Genomic DNA, 25,243 nt, shown 5'->3' with positions numbered 1-25,243 from the left:
CGGGCCCCGTTCCGCCTACTCTTCCCCGCATGGCTGCGGCTCAGGGACATTTTTCCGATCATTCCGACGGCATTCGAGGGACGGAGAAGACGGCGGGCGACAGGGACCCCACGGAGAAGAACCCGGTGCCTCCCGCGTTCGGGCGGGCGGTCGAGGGGCTGCGCACGGCCCGGCTGCGGCCGGAGATCGAGGTCGATCCGACCCGGCCGCCGCAGCGGCTCGCCCCGTACGCGTACGCCCTGGAGGCGGCCGTGGTGGACGGCGAGGACGATCTGGCGGACGGCCGGCTCGTGCTGCTGCACGACCCGGCCGGGCACGAGGCCTGGAAGGGCGCCTTCCGGCTGGTGACCCTGGTCAGGGCCGAGCTGGAGCCGGAGATGGCCGCCGATCCGCTGCTGCCGGAGGTCTGCTGGTCCTGGCTGACCGGGGCGTTCGAGGCGCGCGGTCTGGCGTACGGGGAGGCGAGCGGGACCGTCACGATGGCGGGTTCGCACTACTTCGGGGGCCTGGCGGAGCGGCGTCCGGCGACCCAGATCGAGATCCGCGCCTCGTGGACGCCCCGGGAGGGGGCGGGCGGGGTGCCGGACACCGGGGCGCACCTGGCGGCCTGGTGCGACCTGCTCTGCCAGATCGCGGGGCTGCCGCCGACGCCGGCCGATCCGGGGGCGGGGACGACCTCGGGCGCGGGGGTCGTCTCGCTGCCGCAGCGGCGCGGACCGCAGCAGCCCTAGGACCTGTCGTCACACTCCCGCCCGCCTCGCGACGCCCTCCGGGCGACGACGGGAGTGTGACGACAGGTCCTAGCAGGCCGGGGCGTGCGCGTGGGGGCGCCGGGCCGTATAGAACGTCGATTTCCGGACAGATCTGGTGGCGCGGCGCGTACGGCTCGTACGATGATCGATCACGCGTCCGAATTGCCCCAATTATTACTCACCAAATCGTGATCTTTCCCTAAAGGCGGGCGGCCCAGCTGCCGAAGGAGTCAGTGACCCCTTCACAGCACGGGTTCGCCCCCGGCTTCTTCCCCGAGCCGGCTCCGTCCCGCACCTTCCCAGGAGGCCTGGTGTCCGTTCTCCTCGAGCAGCCCGCAAGCCTGGTCGCCTACCGCCCGAACAAGCCGACGGCCATGGTCGTCGTGGCCGACCCGCGCGTCCGCTCCACCGTCACCCGCCACCTGTGGGCGCTCGGCGTGCGCGACGTCATCGAGGCGTCGTCCATCGCGGAGGCCCGCCCCCGCGTCGGCAACCCGCGCGACATCTGCGTGGCCGACGTCCACCTCCCGGACGGCAGCGGACTCACCCTGCTGTCCGAGACCCGCGCGGCGGGCTGGCCCAACGGCCTGGCCCTGTCCGCCGCCGACGACATCGGCGCCGTGCGCAACGCCCTCGCGGGCGGCGTCAAGGGCTACGTCGTCACCGGTACGCGCACCAACATCGGCCACCCGACCCGCCCCGGCGCCGCCCCCATCGGCTCCGCCGCGGCCCGCCTCGGCCACCGCCGCCCCCCGGGTGCCCCGAGCCACCCGGGCGGCTACCGCGAGCTCTCCGGCCGTGAGGTCGAGGTGCTCCGGCTGGTGGCCGAGGGCCAGTCCAACAAGGCGATCGGCGTCTCCATGGGCCTGTCCGCCCTGACCGTGAAGAGCCACCTCGCCCGCATCGCCCGCAAGCTGGGCACCGGTGACCGGGCCGGCATGGTCGCCGTGGCCCTGCGCACCGGGATCATCCACTGAGCGGCACCCCCCTTCTCGTCCCCCTCCCCCTCCCCGTCCCCTTCTCCGTCCCCTTCTCCACCTCCCTCCCCCGCCCCGAAGCCCCGAACCGCTGACGCACCGAGCCCCGGCAGGCTCCACGGCGTGGACAAACCCCCGGCACCTGTCGACGGAACGTTCCCTCCGGCGCGACCACCCCGGTCGTTCCGGCCGTTCCGTCGGCGGGTGCTTGCCATTCGCAGATACCCTTGACAGGTGACCGACGCCCAAGACACCGCAAGCGACACAGCGCTGCGAACCACCGGGGGCGCCCCCTCGGACGACGACGTCCCTGCGAGTGGGCTGCCGATCCCGTTGCTCGAACCCCGCGAGGGCGTTCCGCCCGTCGTGGAGACCGCCGAGGCCCTCGCCGAGGTCGTCGCCGCCTTCGCGGCCGGCCGGGGCCCCGTGGCCGTGGACGCCGAGCGCGCCTCCGGCTACCGCTACGGACAGCGCGCCTACCTCGTCCAGCTCCGCCGCGAGGGCGCGGGCACCGCGCTGATCGACCCGGTCGGCTGCCCGGACCTGACGGCCCTCGGCGAGGCGCTGGCCGGCACCGAATGGATCCTGCACGCCGCGACCCAGGACCTGCCGTGCCTGCGGGACATAGGCATGGTGCCGACGCGGCTCTTCGACACCGAGCTCGCCGGACGCCTCGCGGGCTTCCCCCGGGTCGGCCTCGGCGCGATGGTCGAGTCCGTCCTGGGCTACGCCCTGGAGAAGGGGCACTCCGCCGTCGACTGGTCCACCCGCCCGCTGCCCGAGCCCTGGCTGCGCTACGCCGCGCTCGACGTGGAGCTCCTCGTCGACCTGCGCGACGCGCTGGAGGAGGAGCTCGACCGGCAGGGGAAGCTGGGCTGGGCCCTGGAGGAGTTCGACGCCATCGCCTCGGCCCCGCCGGCCCCGCCGCGCAAGGACCCCTGGCGCCGCACCTCCGGGATGCACAAGGTGCGCAGACGCCGTCAGATGGCGGTGGTCCGCGAGCTGTGGACCGCCCGGGACAAGGTGGCACAGCGGCGGGACGTCTCCCCCGGCAAGGTGCTGAGCGACGCGGCGATCGTGGAGGCGGCCCTCGCGCTGCCGCCGAACGCGGGTGCCCTGTCGGCGCTGCCCGGCTACGGCCAGCGGATGGGCAAGCGGCAGCTGGAGCAGTGGCAGGCGGCCGTGGACCGGGCGAAGGCGCTGCCGGAGTCGGAGCTTCCGCAGCCGGGCCAGCAGCCGGCGGGTCCCCCGCCGCCGCGCGCCTGGGCCGACAAGGACCCGGCCGCCGCGGCCCGGCTCTCGGCGGCGCGCGCCGCGGTGTCGGCGCTGGCGGAGGAGCTGAACCTGCCGCAGGAGAACCTGATCACGCCGGACACCGTGCGGCGGGTCTGCTGGGAGCCCCCGGCACCGGTGACCGCGGACACGGTCGCCGAGGCGCTCACCGCGCACGGCGCCCGCGCGTGGCAGGTCGGCCTGGTGACCCCGCTCCTGACCACGGCTCTCCAGGCCCACCCGTAACGTCCCCACCGCCCCGGACCTGACGAAGTACGGGCGACACCGCCACCGAGCACGAGCCCCCGGCCCCCGGTCCGGGGGCTTCGGCGTACCGTCGCGCGGTGTGACCTTCGCCGCTTGGCGCGGGGGGACTGGGCAGTCTGGTTACTCACAAGTAGCATGGGGGAGCAAGCGCGCGCTTAGGCGCGTGCCGGGCAGTGCGCCCGCAGCAGTGCCATCCCGCACCCTGGAGGAGAGCCATCGTGCCTCGTACCGTCAGGGACGTCGTCTTCGTCGACGGCGTCCGTACCCCGTTCGGCAAGGCGGGCCCGAAGGGCATCTACCACGAGACCCGCGCCGACGACCTCGTCGTCAAGGCCATCCGGGAGCTGCTGCGCCGCAACCCCGGTCTCGACCCCGCCAAGATCGACGAGGTCGCCATCGCCGCGACCACGCAGATCGGCGACCAGGGCCTGACCCTCGGCCGGACCGCGGGCATCCTCGCGGGGCTGCCGCAGTCCGTGCCCGGCTACTCCATCGACCGCATGTGCGCCGGTGCGCTGACCGCCGTCACCTCGGTGGCCGGTTCGATCGCCTTCGGCGCCTACGACGCCGTCATCGCCGGTGGCGTCGAGCACATGGGCCGTCACCCCATGGGCGAGGGCGTGGACCCGAACCCGCGCTTCGTCAGCGAGAAGCTGGTCGACGAGTCCGCCCTGTTCATGGGCATGACCGCCGAGAACCTGCACGACCGCTACCCCTCCATCACCAAGCGGCGCGCCGACGAGTACGCCGTGCGCTCGCAGGAGAAGGCCGCCAAGGCGTACGCCGACGGCAAGATCCAGCAGGACCTGGTGCCGGTCTCGGTGCGCCGCACCTCGCCGGAGGCCGGTGAGACCGGCTGGGGCCTGGTCACCGCCGACGAGCCGATGCGCCCGGGCACCACCCTGGAGTCGCTGGCGGGCCTGAAGACGCCGTTCCGCGTCCACGGCAACGTCACCGCGGGCAACGCGGCCGGCCTGAACGACGGCGCCACCGCCTCGATCATCGCCTCCGAGGACTTCGCCCGCGAGAACGGCCTCCCGGTCAAGATGCGCCTCGTCTCCTACGCCTTCGCCGGCGTGGAGCCCGAGGTCATGGGCTACGGCCCGATCCCGGCGACCGAGAAGGCGCTGGCCAAGGCCGGTCTGTCGATCGACGACATCCAGCTCTTCGAGATCAACGAGGCCTTCGCCGTCCAGGTCCTCGCCTTCCTGGAGCACTACGGCATCGCCGACGACGACGCCCGCGTCAACCAGTACGGCGGCGCCATCGCGTACGGCCACCCGCTCGCCTCCTCCGGCGTCCGTCTGATGACGCAGCTGGCCCGCCAGTTCGAGGAGCAGCCGGAGGTCCGCTACGGCCTCACCACCATGTGCGTCGGCTTCGGCATGGGCGCCACGGTCATCTGGGAGAACCCGAACCACAAGGACGCCGGAGGCAGCAAGTGAGCACCACCGCAGAGCTTCTGAAGGGCGCCGCCGAGCTCTTCCCGGACGAGGTCGTCACCTCGGCCCACGTACGTCACTTCGAACTCCCCGCGGGCGCGGGCCGGTTCGCGCTGATCACGCTGGACAACGGCTTCGACCACACCAAGCCGACCACCTTCGGCCCGCAGTCGCTGGCGAACCTGAACACCGCGATCGACCAGGTCGAGGCCGAGGCCGCGAACGGTGAGATCGTCGGCGTCGGCGTCACCGGCAAGCCGTTCATCTTCGCCGTCGGCGCCGACCTCAAGGGCGTCGAGCTGCTCAAGCGGCACGAGGACGCGCTCGCCATCGGCAAGGGCGGCCACGACGTCTTCAAGCGCCTCGCGGGCCTCGCCGTGCCGACCTTCGCGTACTACAACGGCGCGGCCATGGGCGGCGGCGTCGAGGTCGGTCTGCACTGCACCTACCGCACCGTGTCGAAGGCCCTGCCGGCCTTCTCTCTGCCCGAGGTCTTCCTCGGTCTGGTGCCCGGCTGGGGCGGCTGCACGATCCTGCCGAACCTGATCGGCGCGGAGAAGGCCGTCTCGGTCATCATCGAGAACAGCCTCAACCAGAACCGCCAGCTCAAGGGCGCGCAGGTCTTCGAGCTCGGCATCGCCGACGCGCTCTTCGAGGGCGCCGACTTCCTGGAGCAGTCCCTCATCTGGACGGCCGGCGTCCTCAACGGCTCCGTCACCGTCGAGCGCCTGGAGATCGACCGCGGCGAGGGCTGGGACCAGGCCGTCGCCAAGGGCCGTGCCATCGCCGACTCCAAGGTGCACGGCGCCGCCCCTGCCGCCTACCGCGCCCTCGACATCATCGAGGCAGCCAAGGACGGCGACCTGCAGAAGGGCTACGACGCCGAGGACCAGGCCCTCGCGGACCTGATCATGGGCGGCGAGCTCCGCTCCGGCATCTACGCCTTCAACCTGGTGCAGAAGCGCGCCAAGCGCCCCGCCGGCGCGCCGGACAAGTCGCTGGCCCGCCCGGTCACCAAGGTCGGCGTCGTCGGCGCCGGCCTGATGGCCTCCCAGCTCGCCCTGCTCTTCCTGCGCCGCCTGGAGGTGCCGGTCGTCCTGACCGACATCGACCAGGAGCGCGTCGACAAGGGCGTCGGCTACGTCCACGGCGAGATCGAGAAGCTGCTCGGCAAGGGCCGCATCAACCAGGACAAGGCCAACCGCCTCAAGGGCCTGGTCTCCGGCGTGCTCGACAAGGCCGAGGGCTTCGCGGACGCGGACTTCATCATCGAGGCCGTGTTCGAGGAGATGTCCGTCAAGCAGAAGGTGTTCGCGGAGGTCGAGGCGGTCGCCCCGGCGCACGCGATCCTCGCCACCAACACCTCCTCGCTGTCGGTCTCCGAGATGGCCTCGAAGCTCCAGCACCCCGAGCGCGTGGTCGGCTTCCACTTCTTCAACCCGGTCGCGATCCTCCCGCTCCTGGAGATCGTGCGCGGCGAGCGGACCGACGACGCCTCGCTGGCCACCGCCTTCGGCGTCGCCAGGAAGCTGAAGAAGACGGCCGTGCTCACGAAGGACGCCCCGGCGTTCGTCGTGAACCGCATCCTGACCCGCTTCATGGGCGAGATCCAGAACGTCATCGACGAGGGCACCCCCGTCGCCGTCGCCGAGAAGGGCGTCGAGCCGCTCGGCCTGCCGATGTCGCCGCTGGTGCTCCTGGAGCTGGTCGGCCCGGCGATCGGTCTGCACGTCTCCGAGACCCTGAACCGCGCCTTCCCGGAGCGCTTCACCGTCTCCCCCAACCTGAAGGCGGTCGTCGAGGCCGGCAAGCGCGGCTTCTACGTCTACAAGCCGGAGAACGGCTTCAAGCCGGAGCTCGACCCCGAGGTCGCCGCCCTCCTCAAGCAGGGCGACGTCGTCCTGACCGAGGAGCAGGTCCGCGCCCGCGTCCTGGACGCGGTCGCGCAGGAGATCGGCCTGATGCTGGAGGAGGGTGTCGTCGCCGAGGCGCAGGACATCGACCTCTGCCTGATCACGGGCGCGGGCTGGCCCTTCCACCTGGGCGGCATCACGCCGTACCTGGACCGTGAGGGCGTCTCCGAGCGCGTCAACGGCAAGCGATTCCTCGCGCAGGGCGTGGCGAGCGTCCCCGCGTAACCCCGCCGTACGGCCCCTGACGGCCCCGGTTCCGCTTCGGCGGTGCCGGGGCCGTCATGCTGGGTGCCATGGAGCTGCTGATCGTCGACGGGGCGAATGTCGTGGGGTCCGTACCCGATGGGTGGTGGAAGGACCGGTTCGGGGCCGCCGAGCGGCTGCGGGACCGGCTCGCCGCGCGCGGCGGGCCTCCGGAGGGCGGCCCGTACGAGATCGTGCTCGTGGTGGAGGGCCGGGCCCGGGGCGTGGCCTCCGTGCCCGGGGTACGGGTCGAGGACGCGCCCGGCAGCGGTGACGACCACATCGTGGAGCTGGTCCGGAACGCGGCCGGCCAGCCGTGTCTGGTGGTCACGGCCGACCGGGAGCTGCGGCGGCGGGTGGCGGAGGCCGGCGGGCACTGCGCCGGCCCGCGGAGCCTGCCCTAGGGGGTGTCGTCACACTCCCGTCCGCCTCGCGACGACGGGACTTCGACGACCGGCCCTAGCCGTTCGCCCGTTCCGGGGCCAGGCGGCTGTGGGTGCGGCCGTACAGGTAGTAGACGACGAAGCCGATCAGCATCCAGACGGCGAAGCGGAACCAGGTCTCGGCGGGCAGGTTGAGCATCAGCCAGACCGAGGCGGCGATCGAGATGACCGGCAGTACCGGGACCCACGGGGTGCGGAAGGCGCGGGGCAGGTCGGGGCGGGTGCGGCGCAGCACGATCACACCGACGGCGACCACGACGAAGGCGAACAGGGTGCCGATGTTCACCAGGGTCGCCAGCTCGTTGATGCTGGTGAAGCCGGCGACGACGGCGATGACCGCGCCGAGCAGGATGGTCGGCCGGTACGGGGTCCTGAAGCGCGGGTGGGTGATGGAGAAGAAGCGGGGCAGCAGCCCGTCCCGGCTCATCGCGAAGAACACCCGGGTCTGGCCGAGCAGCAGGATCAGGCAGACGGTGGTGAGGCCGATGGCGGCGCCGAAGCTGATCACACCGGCGTAGAAGGGGTGGCCGACGGCCTTGAAGGCGTCGGCGAGCGGGGCGCTGACGGAGAGCTCGGTGTACTTCTGCATCCCGGTGACGACGAGGGCGACGGCCACGTACAGGACCGTGCAGATGAGCAGCGAGCCGAGGATGCCTCGGGGCATGTCCCGCTGCGGCAGCTTGGTCTCCTCGGCGGCGGTGGCGACCACGTCGAAGCCGATGAAGGCGAAGAAGACGACGGAGGCGGCGGTGAAGATGCCCATCACGCCGAAGTTGGTCGGCGCGTAGCCGAACATCAGCTGGACCAGCGGCTCGGTCCAGTCGGAGCCGCCGCCGGGCGGGGTGACCGCGGGCGGGATGAACGGCTTGTAGTTGTCGCCGACGATGAAGAACAGGCCCGCGACGATCACGATCATGACGACCATGACCTTGATGGAGACGACCACGGCGGTGATCCGCGCCGAGAGCTTCATGCCGAGCACGAGGACCGCGGTCAGCACCAGTACCAGCAGGAACGCGAGGATGTCGAAGGTGCCGCCGGCCACGTCCGGGCCTTCGAGGGCGGCCGGCAGGTGCCAGCCGATGTTGTCCATCAGCGAGCGCACGTAGCCGGACCAGCCGACGGCGACGACGGCGGTGCCGAGCGCGAACTCCAGGACCAGGTCCCAGCCGATGATCCAGGCCGGCAGCTCGCCGATGGAGGCGTACGCGAAGGTGTACGCGGATCCCGCCACCGGCACCGTGGAGGCGAACTCCGCGTAGCACAGGGCGGCGAGCGCGCAGACGATGCCGGCGACGACGAAGGCGAGCGCGGTGGCCGGGCCCGCGTTCTCCTTGGCGACCTTGCCGGTGAGGACGAAGATGCCGGTGCCGATGATGACGCCGACGCCGAAGACCGTGAGGTCCCAGGCGGACAGGGACTTCCTGAGGGCGTGCTCCGGCTCCTCGGTGTCGCGGATCGACTGCTCGACCGACTTGGTGCGGAACACCCCTGCGCTCGCGGGTGGTCGCTGGTCCGTACTCATGTCGCACCTCCTGCCGGGTGGGCTGCCCGCCCCCGGGCCGGAATGCACGCGTAAGGGCCGGTCGGCACTCCGAAGAGTGAACCGACCGGCCCAAAGGTGACGCTCAGCGAGCCGGCCGGCGGTCCGCCGCCGGCCCCCGCCGGATCAGTCCCGGACGGGCGCCACGGCCTTGGCGCTCGCCTCGAACCTGCCGTCCATCCGCGAGACCAGGCCGGTGACCTGGCGCGCGATGTCCGGGGCGGTGAGCCCGATCTCCGCCATGACCTCGCCCCGGGAGGCGTGGTCGAGGAAGACCGGCGGGATGCCGAAGTCGCGCAGCGGGACGTCGACGCCAGCGTCGCGCAGCGCCTGGGCGACCGCCGAGCCGACGCCGCCGACGCGGCTGTTGTCCTCGACGGTGACGACCACGCGGTGCTGCTCGGCGAGCGGGGGCAGGGCCTCGTCGACGGGCTTGACCCAGCGCGGGTCGACCACGGTGGTGGAGATGCCCTGCTTGTCGAGCAGGTCGGCGATCTCCAGGCACATCGGCGCCAGGGCGCCGACCGAGACGAGGAGCACGTCCGGCTTGTCGGTGCCCGGCTCGCGGAGCACGTCCATGCCGCCGATCCGGCGCAGCGCCGGGACGGCCGGGCCGACCGCGCCCTTGGAGAAGCGGACCACGGTGGGGGCGTCGGTGACCTCGACGGCCTCGCGCAGCTGGGCGCGGACCTGCTCGGCGTCGCGCGGCGCGGCGAGCCGCAGACCGGGCACGACCTGGAGGATCGACATGTCCCACATGCCGTTGTGGGAGGCGCCGTCGGTGCCGGTGACACCGGCCCGGTCCAGGACGAAGGTGACGCCGCACTTGTGCAGGGCCACGTCCATCAGGACCTGGTCGAAGGCGCGGTTGAGGAAGGTCGCGTAGACGGCGAAGACCGGGTGGAGGCCGCCGGTGGCGAGGCCCGCCGCGGAGACCGCGCCGTGCTGCTCGGCGATGCCGACGTCGAACACGCGGTCGGGGAAGGCCTTGGCGAACTTGTCGAGGCCGACCGGCTGGAGCATGGCCGCGGTGATCGCGACGATGTCCGCGCGCTCCTTGCCGAGCTCGACCATCTCCTGGCCGAAGACGCTGGTCCAGTCGGCGCCGGAGGAAGCGATCGGCAGACCCGTGTCGGGGTGGATCTTGCCGACGGCGTGGAAGCGGTCCGCCTCGTCCTGGAGGGCCGGCTGGTAGCCACGGCCCTTCTCGGTGAGGCAGTGCACGATCACCGGGCCGCCGAAGCGCTTGGCGCGGGTCAGCGCGGACTCCAGGGCCTCGATGTCGTGCCCGTCGATGGGGCCGACGTACTTCAGGCCGAGGTCCTCGAACATGCCCTGCGGGGCGATGAAGTCCTTGAGGCCCTTCTTGGCGCCGTGCAGGGTCTCGTAGAGCGGCTTCCCGACGACCGGGGTGCGCTCCAGGATGTCCTTGCCACGGGCGAGGAAGCGCTCGTAGCCGTCGGTGGTGCGCAGGGTCGCCAGGTGGTTGGCGAGGCCGCCGATGGTCGGGGCGTAGGAACGCTCGTTGTCGTTCACCACGATGACCAGCGGGCGGTCCTTGGCGGCGGCGATGTTGTTCAGCGCCTCCCAGGCCATGCCGCCGGTGAGGGCGCCGTCGCCGATGACCGCGACGACGTGGTCGTCCTTGCGGCGGATCTCGTTGGCCTTGGCCAGTCCGTCGGCCCAGCCGAGGACGGTGGAGGCGTGCGAGTTCTCGATGACGTCGTGCTCGGACTCCGCCTGCGAGGGGTAGCCGGACAGGCCGCCCTTCATCTTGAGCTTGGAGAAGTCCTGGCGGCCCGTGAGCAGCTTGTGGACGTAGCTCTGGTGCCCGGTGTCGAAGAGCACCTTGTCCTTGGGCGAGTCGAAGACGCGGTGCAGGGCGATGGTCAGCTCGACCACGCCGAGGTTGGGGCCGAGGTGCCCGCCGGTCTTGGAGACGGCGTCCACGAGGAACGACCTGATCTCTCCGGCCAGCTGGTCCAGCTGTTCCGAGGAGAGCCGGTCCAGATCTCGCGGTCCCCTGATACGGGTCAGCAGAGCCACCCGTGCCTCCTTGCGTTTGAGCTGGTCGAGCTTGCCGATTTGTCGAGTCTAATGTTCCGTCTTGGATCGCGGGCATCGGGCCGGGGTACCGAGGGTCACTCGAATGGCCGACACGCCGCTGATCCGTGCGGCCGTGCACTGGTCCGGACGCGGCAGCGCCCGGCGCCGGTTCTCGGCGCCGGGCGGAGTGTGGCGAGCGTTACGCCCGCCCGGACACGCCCTAGGCGCGCCCCGCGGTCTTCTGCGTGCGGCGGGAGACCGAGTCGATCACGACGGCGGCGAGCAGCACCGCGCCGGTGATCATGTTCTGGATGGCGTTGGACATGCCGATCATGTTCAGGCCCTGCTGGATCGACTGGATGACGATCATGCCGAGGAGGGCGGACCAGACCTTGCCCCGGCCGCCGAAGAGGCTGGTGCCGCCGATCACGGCCGCGGCGATGACCAGCATCAGCGTGTTGCCGCCGCCGAGGCTCTTGGTCGCGCCGCCGGAGAGGCTCGCGATGAACAGTCCGCCGAAGGCGGCGAGGGTGCCGGAGATCGCGAAGACGGCGATCCGGACCCGGTCCACGTTGATGCCGGCGCGCCGGGCCGCCTCGGCGTTGCCGCCGACCGCGAAGACCTTGCGGCCGAAGAGGGTGCGGCGGGCCACGAAGTCCGCGATCACCAGGACGGCCACGAAGAGCACCAGGGCCAGCGGGAGGCCTCGGGCGCCGGCGGGCTCGTTCATCACGTACGCGACGACGAAGACCAGGACGGCGACGACGGCGGTGCGCAGCACGATCTCGGCGACCGGGCGGGCCGGGAGCTGGGCGGCCTTGCGGCGGCCGCTGTCGCGCAGCAGGGAGAACAGGTACGCGGCGACGGCGACGAGCGCCAGGCCGTAGGCGGCGATCTTGTCGGCGAAGAAGTAGTTGGTGAGGTTCTCCACCACGCTGCCGGACGGCGTGTTGATGGAGCCCTCGCCGCCCATGAGCCACTCCTGGAGGCCCATCCAGCCGAGGAAGCCCGCCAGGGTGACGACGAACGCGGGGACGCCGATCTTGGCGAAGAAGAAGCCGTGCAGCGCGCCGATCACGGTGCCCGTGAGCACCGCGAGCACGATGGACAGCCACTGGTTCATGCCGTTGCCGACCTGGAGCCCCGCCCAGACCGCGGCGCCGACGCCGGCGACGGAGCCCATCGACAGGTCGATCTCGCCGAGGACGAGGACGAAGACGATGCCGACGGCCATGATGCCGAGGCCGGAGGCGTACACCGCGACGTTGGCGACGGAGCTCGCGGAGAGGAAGTTGGCGTTCTGGATCTGGAAGACGACCGCGATGACGATCAGGCCCAGGATCACGGGGAGCGAACCGAGCTCGCCGCCGCGTATCTTGCGGGTGAACTCCGTCCAGTACCCCTTGACACCCTCCTCGCGGATGAGGAGGCGGGGGTCCACGGCCGGTACGGGCGCGGCGGGGCCCTCGGCGGGGGCTGCGGGCGTCTTGGCGAGGTCGCTCACTGGGAGTCCTCCTTCGCGGGCTGGTCGGCCTTGCGCGCCTGCCTGCGGGTCACGGCGTTGTCCGTGGCGCCGGTGATGGCGGCGATGATCGTCTCGTGGGTGGTGTCCTCGACGTCGAAGACCCCGTTGTTGCGGCCGAGGCGGAGCACGGCGACCTTGTCGGCGACGGCGCGGACGTCGGCCATGTTGTGGCTGATGAGGATGACGCCGTGGCCGCGCTCGCGCAGCCGCTCCACCAGGTCGAGGACCTGGGCCGTCTGCTCGACGCCGAGGGCGGCGGTGGGCTCGTCGAGGATGACGATCTTCGGGTCGCCGATCAGGGCGCGGGCGATGGCCACGACCTGCCGCTGACCGCCGGAGAGGGCGGCGACGGGGATGCGGACCGAGGGGATGCGGATGGACAGGGTGTCCAGCAGCTCCCGGGCGCGCTTCTCCATGGCGATCTCGTCGAGCACCTTGGCGGAGCTGAGCTCGCTGCCGAGGAAGAGGTTGGCGACGACGTCGAGGTTGTCGCAGAGCGCCAGGTCCTGGTAGACGGTGGCGACCCCGAGGTTCTGGGAGTCGTGGGGCTTGGTGATCTGGACGGGGCGGCCGTCCCATTCGATGGTGCCCTCGTCGATCGGGTGGACACCCGAGATCGTCTTGACGAGGGTCGACTTGCCGGCGCCGTTGTCGCCCACCAGGGCGACGACCTCTCCGGCATGGATCTCCAGATCGACATCGGTGAGCACCTGGACGGCGCCGAACCGCTTGGAGACCCCGCGCAACGCCAGCACGGGCGTAGCGGACACGTGAATCATCTCCTTCGCCGCCTGACCGGCGGGGATGTAATGCGAGGAGCGCGGCGGGACACCGCGAGCAGCGAGGGGGTCCGGCGCCCCGCCCCCGCTTGCGGGGCGTGGATGTGGGGCGGGGGCGCCGGATGGTCTTCCGTGGGGGGCGGGGCGGGCTACTTGATGCCCGCGGCCTCGCAGGCCGCCTTGTACTCGGCGGTGCAGATGTCGGCGGCCTTGTAGACGTTGTCCGCGATGATCGTGGAGGCGATGTTCTCCTTGGTCACGACCTGCGCGTCGTACAGCTTGGCCGGGATGTCCTTGAACTCGCCGGTGAGGCTGGTGACCTTGACGGGGACGAGGTCGTCGATCTTCTCGCCCTTGAGGAGCTTGACCGCGATCTCGGCGGTGGTCTCGGCCTCGGGCTTGATCTGCTTGTAGATGGTGAAGGCCTGATCGCCCTTCAGGATCCGCTGCAGACCCGCGAGTTCGGCGTCCTGGCCGCCGACCGGGACCTTGACGCCCTGCTTGCTGAGGGCGGTGATGATGCCGCCGGCCATGCCGTCGTTGGCGGAGTAGACGCCCTGGAAGCCCGCCTTGCCCAGGGAGTCGATGGCGGCGCCCATCTTCTTGTTGGCCTCGTCCGGGGACCAGTCCGGGATGTCCTGCTCGTAGACGACCTTCTTGACGCCGGTGTCGAGGACGCTGTGGGCGCCCTTCTTGAACAGCGGGGCGTTGGGGTCGGTCGGCGAGCCGTTGATCATGACAACGTTGGCGTCCTTCGCCTTGTCGCCGAGCGCCTTCACCAGGGCCTCGCCCTGGAGGCGGCCGATCTTCTCGTTGTCGTACGAGACGTAGGCGGAGATCGGGCCCTCGGCCAGGCGGTCGTACGCGACCACCTTGACGCCCTTCTTCTCGGCCTGCTGGACCCAGGACTTGGTGGCCTTGTAGTCGACCGAGTCCAGGATGATGACCTTCACGCCCTGCGTGACGAGCGCGTCGAACTGCTTCTTCTGCGTCTCGGTGTCCTGCGCGGCGTTGTTGTACTTGACCTCGCAGTCCGAGCACAGGGACTTGATCTTCGCCTCGATGATCGGGCGGTCGAAGGTCTCGTAGCGGGTGGTCTTGTTCTCCGGCAGGAGCAGGCCGATCGTCTTGCTGTCGCCGCCGTTCGCGTCGCCCGAACCGCTGTCGCCCGCCTTGCCGCAGGCGGCGAGGGAGAGGGCCATGGAAACCGCGGCCGTGCCTATGACGACGCGGCGCGTCATTGCGTTCATGTGGGGTTGCCTCCCTGACGAGGCCGCGACGTTGCGGCCGAGGTGGCTGGAAGTCAACTCGGCCGCAGGGTCGCCGTCAAGGAGTAAATCCTTAACGAGATGACAACGGTGCCATCCGTTATCTAAGTGAACGCAAGAGTGGCCCCGTTGAGGGAGCTCCCCACGCCACCCTCCAAAAGCGTCGAATCGCCCATTTCGCTGAGAACGAGGGCGAGCGCGCCGAGGACTTCGGCCCGGCCGCCCAGCGCCCCCTGGGCCAGCGAGAGCTGCCGGGCGGCGCTGGGGATCGCGTACCGCGACACGGAGTCCCTGATGGGCGTCAGGACCAGCTCACCGGCCTCCGCGAGGTCGCCGCCGAGGATCACCCGGCTCGGGTTCAGGAGGTTGCAGAGGTTGGCGATGCCGCTGCCGATGTGCCGGCCGACGTCGGCGATCACCCGGCGGCAGCCGGGGTCGCCCTCGCGGGCCAGCTGGACCACCCGCTCCATGGTCAGGTCGGCACCGTGGCTCGACTGGAGCAGCGGCAGCACGTACCGGGCGGCGGTGAAGGTCTCCAGGCAGCCCCGGTTGCCGCAGCGGCACACCGGCCCCGACTCGTCGAGGGTGATGTGGCCGATCTCGCCGGCCGTGCCCCCCGGGCCCCGGTAGACCCGCCCGTCGATCACCAGACCGGCGCCGACGCCGCTGGCCACCTTGATGTACGCGAGGTCCTTCACGCCCCGGCCGCTGCCCCAGACGAGCTCGCCCAGGGCGCCGAGGTTGGCGTCGTTGTCGACGTGCACCGGGACGCCGAGCCGGGCGGAGAGCTCCTCGGCGGGGTTGATCCCGCTCCAGCCCGGCAGGATCGAGGTGGAGCCCAGGGTGCCCGAGGAGACGTCGATCGGGCCGGGCACGCCGAGGCCCACGCCGACGACCTTGTCCCGGCCGATCCCGGTGGCCCCGATCAGCCGGGTGACCAGCTGCTCGGCCCGGTCGAAGCCCTCGGCGGCGGAGGCGTCCACGTCCAGCGGCTCGGCCTCCTCGGCGAGCACCTGGTGGGCCAGGTTGCCCACCGCGACCCGCAGGTGGGTGTGGCCGAAGTCGACGCCGATGACGATGCCCGCGTCGCCGCTGAGCGAGACGCTGCGGGCCCGGCGCCCGCCCGCGGAGGTGGGGGTGACCTCGACGGTCCCGCCGTCCTTCAGCTCCCGCACGATGTTGGAGACCGTGGCGGCGGACAGGCCCGTCGCGCGGGCGATCTCCGCCTGGGTGAGCGAACCGGCCATCCGGACCGCCCGGACGACCCGCTCCAGATTGGCCCGGTGCAGCGACGACTGCGACCCCGGAGTCTCCATTGACTCTCTCCACCCTACGACGTGTACAAGTTATGAACTCCAAGCTCCTTCGTAGGGCTTGTCGTCGTCAAGTCCTCGACGGTAGCCGAAAGCGGACGCAAAAAGTCCGGTCCCGGGCGGAATCCCCGGGACCGGACCTCGTGGCGCGGATGTCGTTACTTGAGCGTGGCCGAAGTGAGACCCGCCTGGACCTGCCGCTGGAAGGACAGGTAGACGACCAGCATCGGGATCATGGCGATGGTGACACCGGCGAAGAGCACCGGCAGGTCCGTCTCGTAGCCCTGCTGCTGCTGGAGCTGGATCAGGCCCTGGGTGAGCACGTACCGCTCCGGGTCGTCGCCGCTCTGCGGCTGCATGAGCACGGTGGGCAGGACGAACTGGTTCCACTGCCCCAGCGTGTTGAAGATGCCCACGCTGAGCAGGCCCGGCTTGGCCATCGGCAGCATGACCTGGAAGAACGCCCGGGTGTGCGAGGCGCCGTCCAGGATCGCCGCCTCGAAGACCGCCGTCGGCAGCGTCCGGAAGAACGCGTGCATGAAGAAGACGGTGAAGGGCATCGAGTAGGCGACGTACACCAGGATCAGGCCCTGGTAGGTGTTGAGCATCCCGAGCATCTTCACCATGAAGAAGAGCGGGACCAGGGCCAGGAAGACCGGGAACATCGCGCCGGCGACGAAGAAGTAGTAGATGACCCGGTTGCCCCAGAACTGGTAGCGGGCCAGCACATACGCCGCCATGGAGCCGAAGAGCATGGTCAGCGGCACCGAGAACACCAGGACGATCACGGTGTTCACGAAGTAGTCGCCGATGCCCTTGCTCCAGGCGCGGCCGAAGACGTCCAGCGACCAGTTGGACGGCCAGCCGAAGGCCGAGCCGGCGATCTGGGAGTCGGTCTTGAAGGAGCTGAGCACCAGCCACAGCAGCGGCAGCACGATCAGCAGGGCCCACACGGCGAGGAAGCCGTGCGAGAAGACGTTGAGGACGACGCCCTCGCGGGCGGGGCCGGGGGCCGGGGTACGGCCCTGGCCGGCCGCGCGCTGCCGGGGCACCGGGGCCCCGTCCGGCTCGGTGGCCGGGCTCGCGTCGGACTTCTGGATGGGTGCAGTCATCGTCGGTTCTCCCGCTCAGAACTCAAGGCGCTCGCGGCGGGTGGCGCGCAGCGTGACCACGGACACGATCAGGGTGAGGAGCAGCATGACCACGCCCATGGCACAGGCGTAACCGCTCTTACCGAAGTAGAGGAAGTTGCGCATCATGACCGTCGACATGGTCTCGCTGTGGTGGTCGGGGCCGCCGCCGTAGTCGCCCGAGGTCATCGTGGAGACCAGGACGAACATGTCCATGGCGACGATGCCGAGGTAGACCCAGGCGGTCTGCACCGAGTCCCACAGCAGCGGCAGGGTGATACGGAAGAAGGACTGGGCGCGGCCGGCGCCGTCGATCAGCGCGGCCTCGTAGATGTCCCGGGGGATGGACTGCATGGCGGCGGAGAAGAGCACCAGGTAGAAGCCCACGCCGTGCCAGACGACGACCGCCATGAGGGCCCACAGGACGAAGTTGGGCTCGTTGAGCCACTCGATCGGATCGTTGGCCTCGATCAGGCCGAGCTTGAGCAGCAGGCCGTTCAGCATGCCGCCGGTGTCGCTGCGGTACACGGCGCCGAAGAGCACCGCGAGGATCGCCAGCGAGAGCACCTGCGGGAAGAAGTAGACGACCTTGTAGAACTTGGACCCGGAGACGCCGGCGACGCCTCCGGCCTTGCTGCGCCCTCCCGCGTTCACCATGAAGGCGAAGAAGAGGGCCAGCAGGATGGTGATCACCGGGATGAACACCAGGAACAGGATGTTGTGCCAGACCGCTCCCAGGAAGACGTCGTCCTGGAACAGGGCGACGTAGTTGTCGAATCCGACGAAGGAGAAGGTCTGCGACTGCCCCTTCCAGTCGGTCAGCGAGTAGCCGATCGTCTGGATGTACGGCCAGATGACGAAGACCAGATAAAGGGCCACGGGTATGAAGAGGAATCCCGTGACGAACTGGTACTGCCCTTTGCGCATGGCGTTCCTGTCCCTGATGTCCCCGGTTTTTGCTAGGCGGTCAGTCGCGGTGGTTCTTCTTGGACGCCGGGTCCTTGGCGGCCTTGTCGACGGCGGCCTGGGCCCGCTTGAGCCATTCGGCGGGCTGGATGCGCTTGGCCATCAGCTCGTTGGAGGCGTTCTGGATCTCGGTGTCCATCTCGCTGTACCACTCGGTGTACAGGTAGCGGAAGGTGTTGGTGCCGGCCGCCTTGGAGGCCACGACCGTCGACTGGGTGCCGGGGCGCAGCTTGACGCTCGGGTCCACGCCGTCGGCGAGGATCGTGAGGGAGTTGGCCTCCTTCGCGAAGAGCGTCGACCACTCCTTCGACAGCATCATCCGCATGAACTCCTTGGCCTCGGTGAGGTTCTTGGCCTTGGAGGGGATGATGAAGGGCTCGCCGGAGCCGGCCCGGATGGCCTCGTACGGCATGGCGCTGCCGGGCAGCAGGGGCATCGGCATGAACTTCATGTCGAAGTCCTCCGGCGTCTGCTTGAGCTGCTCGTTCTCCAGCCAGGAGCCACAGGTGATGAAGGCGGCCTTGTACTGGTTCCAGCGGGTCTGCGACTCGGTGTGGGTGAGGCCGTTGGTGCCGGCCATCAGGTAGCCCTTCTCCACCAGCTCGTAGACCGCCTCGACGGCCTCCTTGGCCGCGGCGGAGCCGACGAACGCCTTCGGGTCCAGGTTGTCGATCGCCTTCATGGCGTCCAGACCGCCCTTCTTGGCGATCAGGTCCATGATGGCGACGTTGATGTAGTACGGGAACTTGCCCTGGTGGGCGAGGCCGCCGATGCCCTTGGCGGTGGCGGCCTTGCAGATCGCCAGGAACTCGTCCCAGGTCTTCGGCTCGGTCCAGCCGTTCTCCTTGAAGAGCTTGCCGGAGTACCAGAGGCCCCACACCGTGTAGATGTAGTTGAGGGCGACGACCTTGCCCTCCTGGAGGCCGGCGTCGATGGTGCCGGGGATCAGCGTGTCCCGGACCTTCTTGGCGGGGTCGTCGACGGACGGCGCGTCGAGGACCTCGGCGAGGTCGAGCAGCTGCCCGTTCTTCGCGAGCACGTCGATCTTGATCTTCTGGGCGCCGGAGTCGTCGACGATGTCCGGCGGGTTGCCCGCGTTGAAGCGGGGCTGGAGCTTGCCGGTGATCTCCTGGGTGCCGGTGTGGGTCGCGGTGACGCCCCACTTCTTGTTGAAGCTGGCCTCCCAGGCCTTGGCGTAGTCGTCGCCGTAGCCGCCCTTGAAGACGACGACGTCGATCTTGCCGCCCTTGGTCATGCCGAAGGGGTTGTCCTTCGTCTTCTCGCCCTTGGGCTTGTCGCTGCCCGTCTCGCCGCCTCCACCGGAGGCGCACGCGGACAGGAAGCTCATGGTCGGCACCGAGATCAGACCGAGGGCGGCGGAACGCTTGATCAGATCGCGACGGCCGAGGCCCTCATGGTTCTGGGCGGGGGTGGATCCCATGCTCAAGTCCTCGCCTTCATTCAGGACTCTGGCGGTGTACCGGTCACCCGTAGAGATTCGCCTCAGGCGAAGGGCCCCGCCACCGCGGTCAATTGCAGCTGGGTCGTACGTGTGCAGCTGGGTGGTACATGGGTCGGGCCGTCGTGCGCAGCGTCACAACGGGCGGGACGCCGACAGGTATAGTCCACTTCCCGCCGCCGGAGCAAGATCGAAACAAGCTTTCCCCAAGAGTCGTCTCCGAGTTGAGACCTGCGGCATCTCCCGGGCGCTTCTGCCCCATTTCCTCCCTGATTTTGCCCTCAACACCCTTGACACCACCCCCCACTTGGCCGTCTCCTGGGGACTTGCTCGGCGTGAATGACAACGTTGTCTAACCATCACCGGCAGGAGCGACGACACGGCATGCGTCCCCCTCTCAGAGCGGTCTGTCTGGCGGCCTCGGCGGCACTCGTCCTGAGCCTCACCCCCACGGTGGCTCAGGCGCTTCCGGACCGAACGGACCATTCGACCGAACACGACTCCTCCGCACGGGAGTTCACGAGCTCCTTCGAAGCGGACGAAACCCAGCCGACCTGGCGGAACACCGTCGAAGTCGGCCCGGACGGCAAGAAGCGGACGAGCGGGGTGGACGGCGGCTTCGCCACCGGCATCCCCGGCAACGTCACCGACCGCGTCACCACCCTGCGCGCCAGCGGCGAGAACGCCGGCTCGGGCGAGGTCAAGGAGAACCTGACCGATCTCCAACCAGGCACCAAATGGCTGGTGTTCGAGCCCACCGCCTGGATCGAGTTCGACCTCGACGAACCGGTGCGGCTGGCGGCGTACGCGCTGACCTCCGCCAACGACGCCGCCGAGCGCGACCCGCGCGACTGGACGCTCAAGGGCTCGGCGGACGGCAAGGAGTGGACGGTCCTCGACACCCGCGCGGGCGAGTCCTTCGCCAAGCGCTTCGAGACCCGCTCGTACGAGCTCGCGGGCGGCGGCACGGCGTACGCCCACTACCGGCTGGAGATCACCAAGAACGCGGGCGCGGGCCTCACCCAGCTCGCCGACGTTCAGTTCTCGAACGGGGACACCTCCCAGCCCGTCCCCGAGGAGATGCGCAGCCAGGTGGACCGCGGGCCCAGCGGCTCCCCCACCGCCAAGGCGGGCGCGGGCTTCACCGGGAAGCGGGCGCTGCGCTACGCCGGCACCCACCGGGGCGAGGGCCGGGCCTGGTCGTACAACAAGGTCTTCGACGTGGACGTCCGGATCGCCCGTGACACCGAGCTGGCGTACCGGATCTTCCCGGCGATGAACGAGACGGACCTGAACTACCCCGCCACGAACGCCGCCGTGGACCTCGCCTTCACCGACGGCACCTACCTGAGCGAGCTCGGCGCCACCGACACCCACGGCGGCCTGCTCACCCCGCGCGGCCAGGGCGCCGCCAAGCGCCTCTACGTCAACCAGTGGAACCAGGTCACCGCCCGGATCGGCGCGGTCGCGAACGGGAAGACCGTCGACCGGATCCTGGTGGCGTACGACTCCCCCAAGGGCCCGGCGAAGTTCCAGGGCTGGATCGACGACCTGTCGCTGACGCGACAGAAGCCGGCCCGGCCGCTCGCCCGGCTCTCCGACTACGCCTCGACGACCCGCGGCACCAACTCCTCGGGCGCCTTCTCGCGCGGCAACACCTTCCCGGCCACGGCGGTGCCGCATGGCTTCAACTTCTGGACGCCGGTGACCAATTCCGCCTCCCAGAGCTGGCTGTACGAGTACGCGCGCGGCAACAACGCCGACAACCTTCCGGTCCTCCAGGCGCTGTCGGCCAGCCATGAGCCGAGCCCCTGGATGGGCGACCGGCAGACCTTCCAGCTGATGCCCTCGGCCGCCGCCGGGCCCCCGCCGGCCGACCGGACGGCGCGGGCGCTGCCCTTCCGGCACGAGAACGAGACGGCGAAGCCGCACTACTACGGCGTCACCTTCGAGAACGGGCTGAAGGCGGAGATCGCCCCGACCGACCACGCGGCGGCGATGCGCTTCACCTATCCGGGCGCGGACGCGAGCGTGCTCTTCGACAACGTCACCGACCAGGGCGGGCTCACCCTCGACCCGGCGACGAGCTCGTTCACGGGGTTCTCGGACGTGAAGAGCGGGCTGTCCACGGGCGCGGGCCGGATGTTCGTGTACGGCGTCTTCGACGCGCCCGTCACCGGCTCCGGCAAGCCGTCCGAGCAGGGTGTGAAGGGCCACTTCCGCTTCGACGCGGGCGCGGACCGCACGGTCGGGCTGCGGATCGCGACCTCGCTGATCTCCGTGGAGCAGGCGAAGGCGAACCTGGCCGACGAGATCCCCGAGGGCACCGGCTTCGACACCGTCCGCGAGCGGGCCCAGCGCGCCTGGGACGAGGTGCTCGGCCGGGTCACCGTCGAGGGCGCGAGCCCCGACCAGCTGGTGACCCTCTACTCCAGCCTCTACCGGCTCTACCTCTACCCCAACTCCGGCTACGAGAAGGTCGGTTCGGGCTACAAGTACGCCAGCCCGTTCTCCGCCCCGGCCGGGCCCGACACCCCGACCCGGACCGGCGCGAAGATCGTCGACGGCAAGGCGTACGTCAACAACGGCTTCTGGGACACCTACCGGACGGCCTGGCCGGCGTACTCCTTCCTCACCCCGCGCAAGGCCGGCGAACTGGTCGACGGCTTCGTGCAGCAGTACAAGGACGGCGGCTGGATCTCCCGCTGGTCCTCCCCCGGCTACGCGGACCTGATGACCGGCACCTCCTCGGACGTGGCGTTCGCGGACGCGTACGTGAAGGGCGTGGACTTCGACGCGAAGGCGGCGTACGAGGCGGCGCTGAAGAACGCCACCGTCGTCGCGCCCAGCCGGGGCGTCGGCCGCAAGGGCATGGAGACCTCGCCCTTCACCGGCTACGCCTCGACCGAGACCCACGAGGGCCTGTCCTGGTCGCTGGAGGGCTACCTCAACGACTACGGGATCGCGAGGATGGGCCGGGCGCTCTACGAGAAGACCGGCGAGAAGCGCTACCGGGAGGAGTCCGAGTACTTCCAGGACCGGGCCCGGCACTACGTCTCGCTCTTCGACGCCAAGGCCGGCTTCTTCCAGGGGCGGGACGCGAAGGGCGGCTGGCGGCTGCCCTCGGAGTCGTACGACCCGCGGGTCTGGGGCTACGACTACACGGAGACCAACGGCTGGGGCTACGCCTTCACCGCCCCGCAGGACTCCCGGGGGCTGGCCAACCTGTACGGCGGGCGGGCGGGCCTCGCGAAGAAGCTGGACGCGTACTTCTCGACCCCGGAGACGGCGAGCCCGGACCTGGCCGGCTCCTACGGCAGCGTCATCCACGAGATGACGGAGGCGCGGGACGTGCGGATGGGCATGTACGGGCACTCCAACCAGGTCGCCCACCACGTGCCGTACATGTACGACGCCGCCGGGCAGCCGTGGAAGACGGCCGAGAAGGTCCGCGAGGTCCTCTCCCGGCTCTACACCGGCAGCGAGATCGGGCAGGGCTACCACGGCGACGAGGACAACGGCGAGCAGTCGGCCTGGTTCCTGTTCTCCGCGCTCGGCTTCTATCCGCTGGTGATGGGCGGCGGGGAGTACGCGATCGGCTCGCCGCTCTTCACGAAGGCGACGGTCCGGATGGACAACGGGCGCACCCTGGTCGTGGAGGCGCCGCGCAACAGCGCCCGGAACATCTACGTCCAGGACGTGAAGCTGAACGGGAAGCGCTGGACCTCGACCGCGCTGCCGCACGACCTGCTGGCGAAGGGCGGGGTGCTGCGCTTCGACATGGGCGCCAAGCCCTCGGCCTGGGGCACCGGCCGCTCGGCGGCGCCGGTCTCGATCACGAAGGGCGACGGGGTGCCGGAGCCCCGGGCGGACCTGCTGCGGGGCGCGGGCCCGCTGTTCGACGACACCTCGGCGACGGCGGGCGTGCTGGCCGGCCCGCTGGAGCTGCCGGTGGCGGCGCCGGGGAAGGCGGTCCAGTACACGCTGACCTCGACCGGCGACCGGACGAAGGCGCCGACGGGCTGGGTGCTCCAGGGCTCGGCGGACGGGCTCGCCTGGCGGGACCTGGACCGGCGCTCGGGCGAGTCCTTCGCCTGGGACCGGCAGACCCGGGTGTTCTCGGTGGCGAAGCCGGGCTCGTACGCGAAGTACCGGCTGGTGCCGACGGGCCCGGGGGGCTCGGGCGGCTCGGGCGGCGAGCTGGCGGAGGTGGAGCTGCTGGGCTGACCGTCCCGGCGCACGCCTGAGGGCCCGTCCCCCAAGGGACGGGCCCTCAGGCCCGGCTTCTCAGCCGCGGATCGAATTGCGCAGCACGTACCGAGACAGACTTCCGCGACGCGGTAGTTTTGCGGGATTTCGAGGGGTGATGGCGTTCAAGCAGTGATTCTGACCTCAGAGCTCCACCATGACCATGGTCTCCGGGCATGGGATGCACATCTGGCCGAGCTCTCCAACTGCTAACGCAGCGCCTCTGAACGCGCGACATGAGTGAGTCGCCCTGCTTCGCTTTCACTGGCGATTGTTGCCGGTGAGAGGTCTCAGGAGACGCTTGACCGTTTGCACTCTGGACATGGTTGGCACGTTCGACTGAACGTCCGCAGTCCCCCACCTGACGATGCGGCAGCGGTGTGCTTCCGTCGGAGTCGTGGGTGTAAAGCGGCCGGCCGAGTCCCCCTACCGGCCTGTCCGCGAAGGGCTCGGCAGGTCTGCGACCGATGGGGTCGCGGCCCGGTACGGCATCTCGCTCCAGACCCTGCGCAGCTGACGACGGCGGGTCGAGCAGGAAGGCATGCGGGGCCTGCTGGATCGCTCCCGCCGACCACGGAAGAGTCCCACGCGCCTGCCCGCCGAGATCGAGGCCGAGACGCGCGAGCTGCGCCGCCTGCACCCTCCGATGGCGTGCCCACCGTCTCCAGCCCATGAGCTCTCCGCCCACGTTCCTGGAGCCGACGCCATCGCAGACCACGGTCCACGGGTGCTGTCTGCAATGGCCTGGTCCGCCCCCAGGAACAGCAGCGAGGTACCACTGGCGATCCCTCGCCTCGCCAAGGCGTGGACGTTGATGAACGGTCTGTGGCCCCGGAGGCCGGACCATGGAACGATCCGGGCGCCTCGGGCAAGCGCGCCGGCATTCGGGCGGTCCAACCCCGCGTGCGCGGGGATCACAGGGTCTCCCGTACCGACTCCCGCACACCCCCGGGACCAACCCCGCGTGCGCGGGGATCACGTAGAACTGTTTCAGCGCGGACCAGCCGGTTTGGGACCAACCCCGCGTGCGCGGGGATCACTGCCGGTTGGCGGGGCGAGGTGTGTTGTCGCCGGGACCAACCCCGCGTGCGCGGGGATCACGCCGTAGCGTTGGCGAGGGCGCCGATGTCGCTGGGACCAACCCCGCGTGCGCGGGGATCACAAGTCTTTCTGGTACATCACACAGCCGGAGACGGGGACCAACCCCGCGTGCGCGGGGATCACATCGACGGTTCGTGGATCGATGAGCCCGGCCGGGGACCAACCCCGCGTGCGCGGGGATCACGGCCTTCCCGGCGCGCCCGGTGTGGGCGACGCGGGACCAACCCCGCGTGCGCGGGGATCACCGGTCGAGCAGCAGGTGTCGCTGGTCGCGGTCGGGACCAACCCCGCGTGCGCGGGGATCACGCCTCGTGCTCTTCAGCGTGTGGACCGGCGGCCGGACCAACCCCGCGTGCGCGGGGATCACTCGTTCTCGTCCCGGCGCTCATCGTCCTGCTGGGGACCAACCCCGCGTGCGCGGGGATCACCCCTGGAAGAATCCGTGGGGGGCGTCTGGGACGGGACCAACCCCGCGTGCGCGGGGATCACGAGACGTCCCAGCAGTACTCGTTCGGTGCCGAGGGACCAACCCCGCGTGCGCGGGGATCACCACGCC

16 protein-coding genes and 1 CRISPR repeat array (1 of these 17 only partly in view) are annotated in these 25,243 nt (G+C 70.3%); of the genes, 7 read left to right on the top strand and 9 right to left on the bottom strand.

From position 1 onward, the window contains the following. Positions 1-29: 29 nt before the first annotated feature. From ACZ6J5_RS16105 to ACZ6J5_RS16080, 6 genes are all read left to right on the top strand, one after another. A complete protein-coding gene (locus ACZ6J5_RS16105; RefSeq protein ID WP_469391823.1) occupies positions 30-731 on the top strand; it encodes a DUF3000 domain-containing protein in 702 nt (233 codons plus the stop codon). Between the two features lie 332 nt (positions 732-1,063). Beyond that, positions 1,064-1,729 carry a response regulator transcription factor gene (locus tag ACZ6J5_RS16100; protein ID WP_017242457.1) on the top strand — a complete coding sequence of 222 codons (666 nt, stop codon included), beginning with the start codon at positions 1,064-1,066 and terminating at the stop codon, positions 1,727-1,729. 234 nt (positions 1,730-1,963) lie between these two features. Continuing rightward, a complete protein-coding gene (locus tag ACZ6J5_RS16095) occupies positions 1,964-3,247 on the top strand; it encodes an HRDC domain-containing protein (RefSeq protein ID WP_469391820.1) in 1,284 nt (427 codons plus the stop codon). A 239-nt stretch (positions 3,248-3,486) separates the two neighbouring features. After that, positions 3,487-4,713 carry a thiolase family protein gene (locus tag ACZ6J5_RS16090; protein WP_469391818.1) on the top strand — a complete coding sequence of 409 codons (1,227 nt, stop codon included), beginning with the start codon at positions 3,487-3,489 and terminating at the stop codon, positions 4,711-4,713. After that, positions 4,710-6,848, top strand: a complete 2,139-nt coding sequence (locus ACZ6J5_RS16085; protein ID WP_469391817.1) for a 3-hydroxyacyl-CoA dehydrogenase NAD-binding domain-containing protein — start codon at positions 4,710-4,712, stop codon at positions 6,846-6,848. Before ACZ6J5_RS16090 ends, ACZ6J5_RS16085 begins: the two co-directional genes overlap by 4 nt. A gap of 68 nt (positions 6,849-6,916) precedes the next feature. Next, positions 6,917-7,270: a PIN domain-containing protein gene (locus tag ACZ6J5_RS16080; protein WP_469391815.1), complete on the top strand. Its 354-nt coding sequence runs from the start codon at positions 6,917-6,919 to the stop codon at positions 7,268-7,270. Positions 7,271-7,325: 55 nt separating this feature from the next. Here ACZ6J5_RS16080 and ACZ6J5_RS16075 read toward each other — a convergent pair whose 3' ends face one another. From ACZ6J5_RS16075 to ngcE, 9 genes are all read right to left on the bottom strand, one after another. Continuing rightward, positions 7,326-8,834, bottom strand: a complete 1,509-nt coding sequence (locus tag ACZ6J5_RS16075) for an amino acid permease (RefSeq protein WP_469391813.1) — start codon at positions 8,832-8,834, stop codon at positions 7,326-7,328. A 144-nt stretch (positions 8,835-8,978) separates the two neighbouring features. After that, the gene (gene dxs / locus ACZ6J5_RS16070) at positions 8,979-10,898 is read right to left on the bottom strand and encodes a 1-deoxy-D-xylulose-5-phosphate synthase (protein WP_469391811.1); all 1,920 of its coding nucleotides are present in this window, start codon (positions 10,896-10,898) and stop codon (positions 8,979-8,981) included. A gap of 220 nt (positions 10,899-11,118) precedes the next feature. Beyond that, positions 11,119-12,402: a sugar ABC transporter permease gene (locus ACZ6J5_RS16065; RefSeq protein WP_469391809.1), complete on the bottom strand. Its 1,284-nt coding sequence runs from the start codon at positions 12,400-12,402 to the stop codon at positions 11,119-11,121. Continuing rightward, positions 12,399-13,202, bottom strand: coding sequence for an ATP-binding cassette domain-containing protein (locus ACZ6J5_RS16060; protein ID WP_469391807.1), 804 nt, complete (start codon positions 13,200-13,202; stop codon positions 12,399-12,401). Before ACZ6J5_RS16060 ends, ACZ6J5_RS16065 begins: the two co-directional genes overlap by 4 nt. A gap of 149 nt (positions 13,203-13,351) precedes the next feature. After that, complete coding sequence (locus ACZ6J5_RS16055) at positions 13,352-14,452, bottom strand: sugar ABC transporter substrate-binding protein (RefSeq protein WP_469391805.1); 1,101 nt, start codon at positions 14,450-14,452, stop codon at positions 13,352-13,354. 122 nt (positions 14,453-14,574) lie between these two features. Then, positions 14,575-15,786 (bottom strand): ROK family transcriptional regulator, encoded by a 1,212-nt coding sequence (locus ACZ6J5_RS16050; RefSeq protein ID WP_469391803.1) that lies wholly within the window; start codon positions 15,784-15,786, stop codon positions 14,575-14,577. A 155-nt stretch (positions 15,787-15,941) separates the two neighbouring features. Continuing rightward, positions 15,942-16,895, bottom strand: coding sequence for a carbohydrate ABC transporter permease (locus tag ACZ6J5_RS16045; protein ID WP_362473306.1), 954 nt, complete (start codon positions 16,893-16,895; stop codon positions 15,942-15,944). Between the two features lie 15 nt (positions 16,896-16,910). Further along, a complete protein-coding gene (locus ACZ6J5_RS16040; protein ID WP_362473309.1) occupies positions 16,911-17,840 on the bottom strand; it encodes a carbohydrate ABC transporter permease in 930 nt (309 codons plus the stop codon). Between the two features lie 40 nt (positions 17,841-17,880). After that, positions 17,881-19,320 (bottom strand): N-acetylglucosamine/diacetylchitobiose ABC transporter substrate-binding protein, encoded by a 1,440-nt coding sequence (ngcE, locus tag ACZ6J5_RS16035; protein WP_469391800.1) that lies wholly within the window; start codon positions 19,318-19,320, stop codon positions 17,881-17,883. A gap of 402 nt (positions 19,321-19,722) precedes the next feature. Here ngcE and ACZ6J5_RS16030 point away from each other — a divergent pair, with 402 nt between their 5' ends. Further along, a complete protein-coding gene (locus ACZ6J5_RS16030; protein WP_469391798.1) occupies positions 19,723-23,565 on the top strand; it encodes a GH92 family glycosyl hydrolase in 3,843 nt (1,280 codons plus the stop codon). 910 nt (positions 23,566-24,475) lie between these two features. Further along, positions 24,476-25,243: a CRISPR direct-repeat array (repeat unit 29 nt; unit sequence GGGACCAACCCCGCGTGCGCGGGGATCAC); it runs 421 nt beyond the window's last position.

Source organism: Streptomyces sp. NPDC042100 (assembly GCF_055582325.1).
This window is presented reverse-complemented; position numbering and strand designations above follow the sequence as displayed.

Bases quoted from the DNA above. Each gene is read 5' to 3' on its own strand.
- ACZ6J5_RS16055 (WP_469391805.1), bottom strand. From the start codon at position 14,452: ATGAACGCAATGACGCGCCGCGTCGTCATAGGCACGGCCGCGGTTTCC.
- ACZ6J5_RS16080 (WP_469391815.1), top strand. From the start codon at position 6,917: ATGGAGCTGCTGATCGTCGACGGGGCGAATGTCGTGGGGTCCGTACCC.
- ACZ6J5_RS16040 (WP_362473309.1), bottom strand. From the start codon at position 17,840: ATGCGCAAAGGGCAGTACCAGTTCGTCACGGGATTCCTCTTCATACCC.
- ngcE (WP_469391800.1), bottom strand. From the start codon at position 19,320: ATGGGATCCACCCCCGCCCAGAACCATGAGGGCCTCGGCCGTCGCGAT.
- ACZ6J5_RS16030 (WP_469391798.1), top strand. From the start codon at position 19,723: ATGCGTCCCCCTCTCAGAGCGGTCTGTCTGGCGGCCTCGGCGGCACTC.
- ACZ6J5_RS16105 (WP_469391823.1), top strand. From the start codon at position 30: ATGGCTGCGGCTCAGGGACATTTTTCCGATCATTCCGACGGCATTCGA.
- ACZ6J5_RS16060 (WP_469391807.1), bottom strand. From the start codon at position 13,202: ATGATTCACGTGTCCGCTACGCCCGTGCTGGCGTTGCGCGGGGTCTCC.
- ACZ6J5_RS16050 (WP_469391803.1), bottom strand. From the start codon at position 15,786: ATGGAGACTCCGGGGTCGCAGTCGTCGCTGCACCGGGCCAATCTGGAG.
- ACZ6J5_RS16045 (WP_362473306.1), bottom strand. From the start codon at position 16,895: ATGACTGCACCCATCCAGAAGTCCGACGCGAGCCCGGCCACCGAGCCG.
- ACZ6J5_RS16075 (WP_469391813.1), bottom strand. From the start codon at position 8,834: ATGAGTACGGACCAGCGACCACCCGCGAGCGCAGGGGTGTTCCGCACC.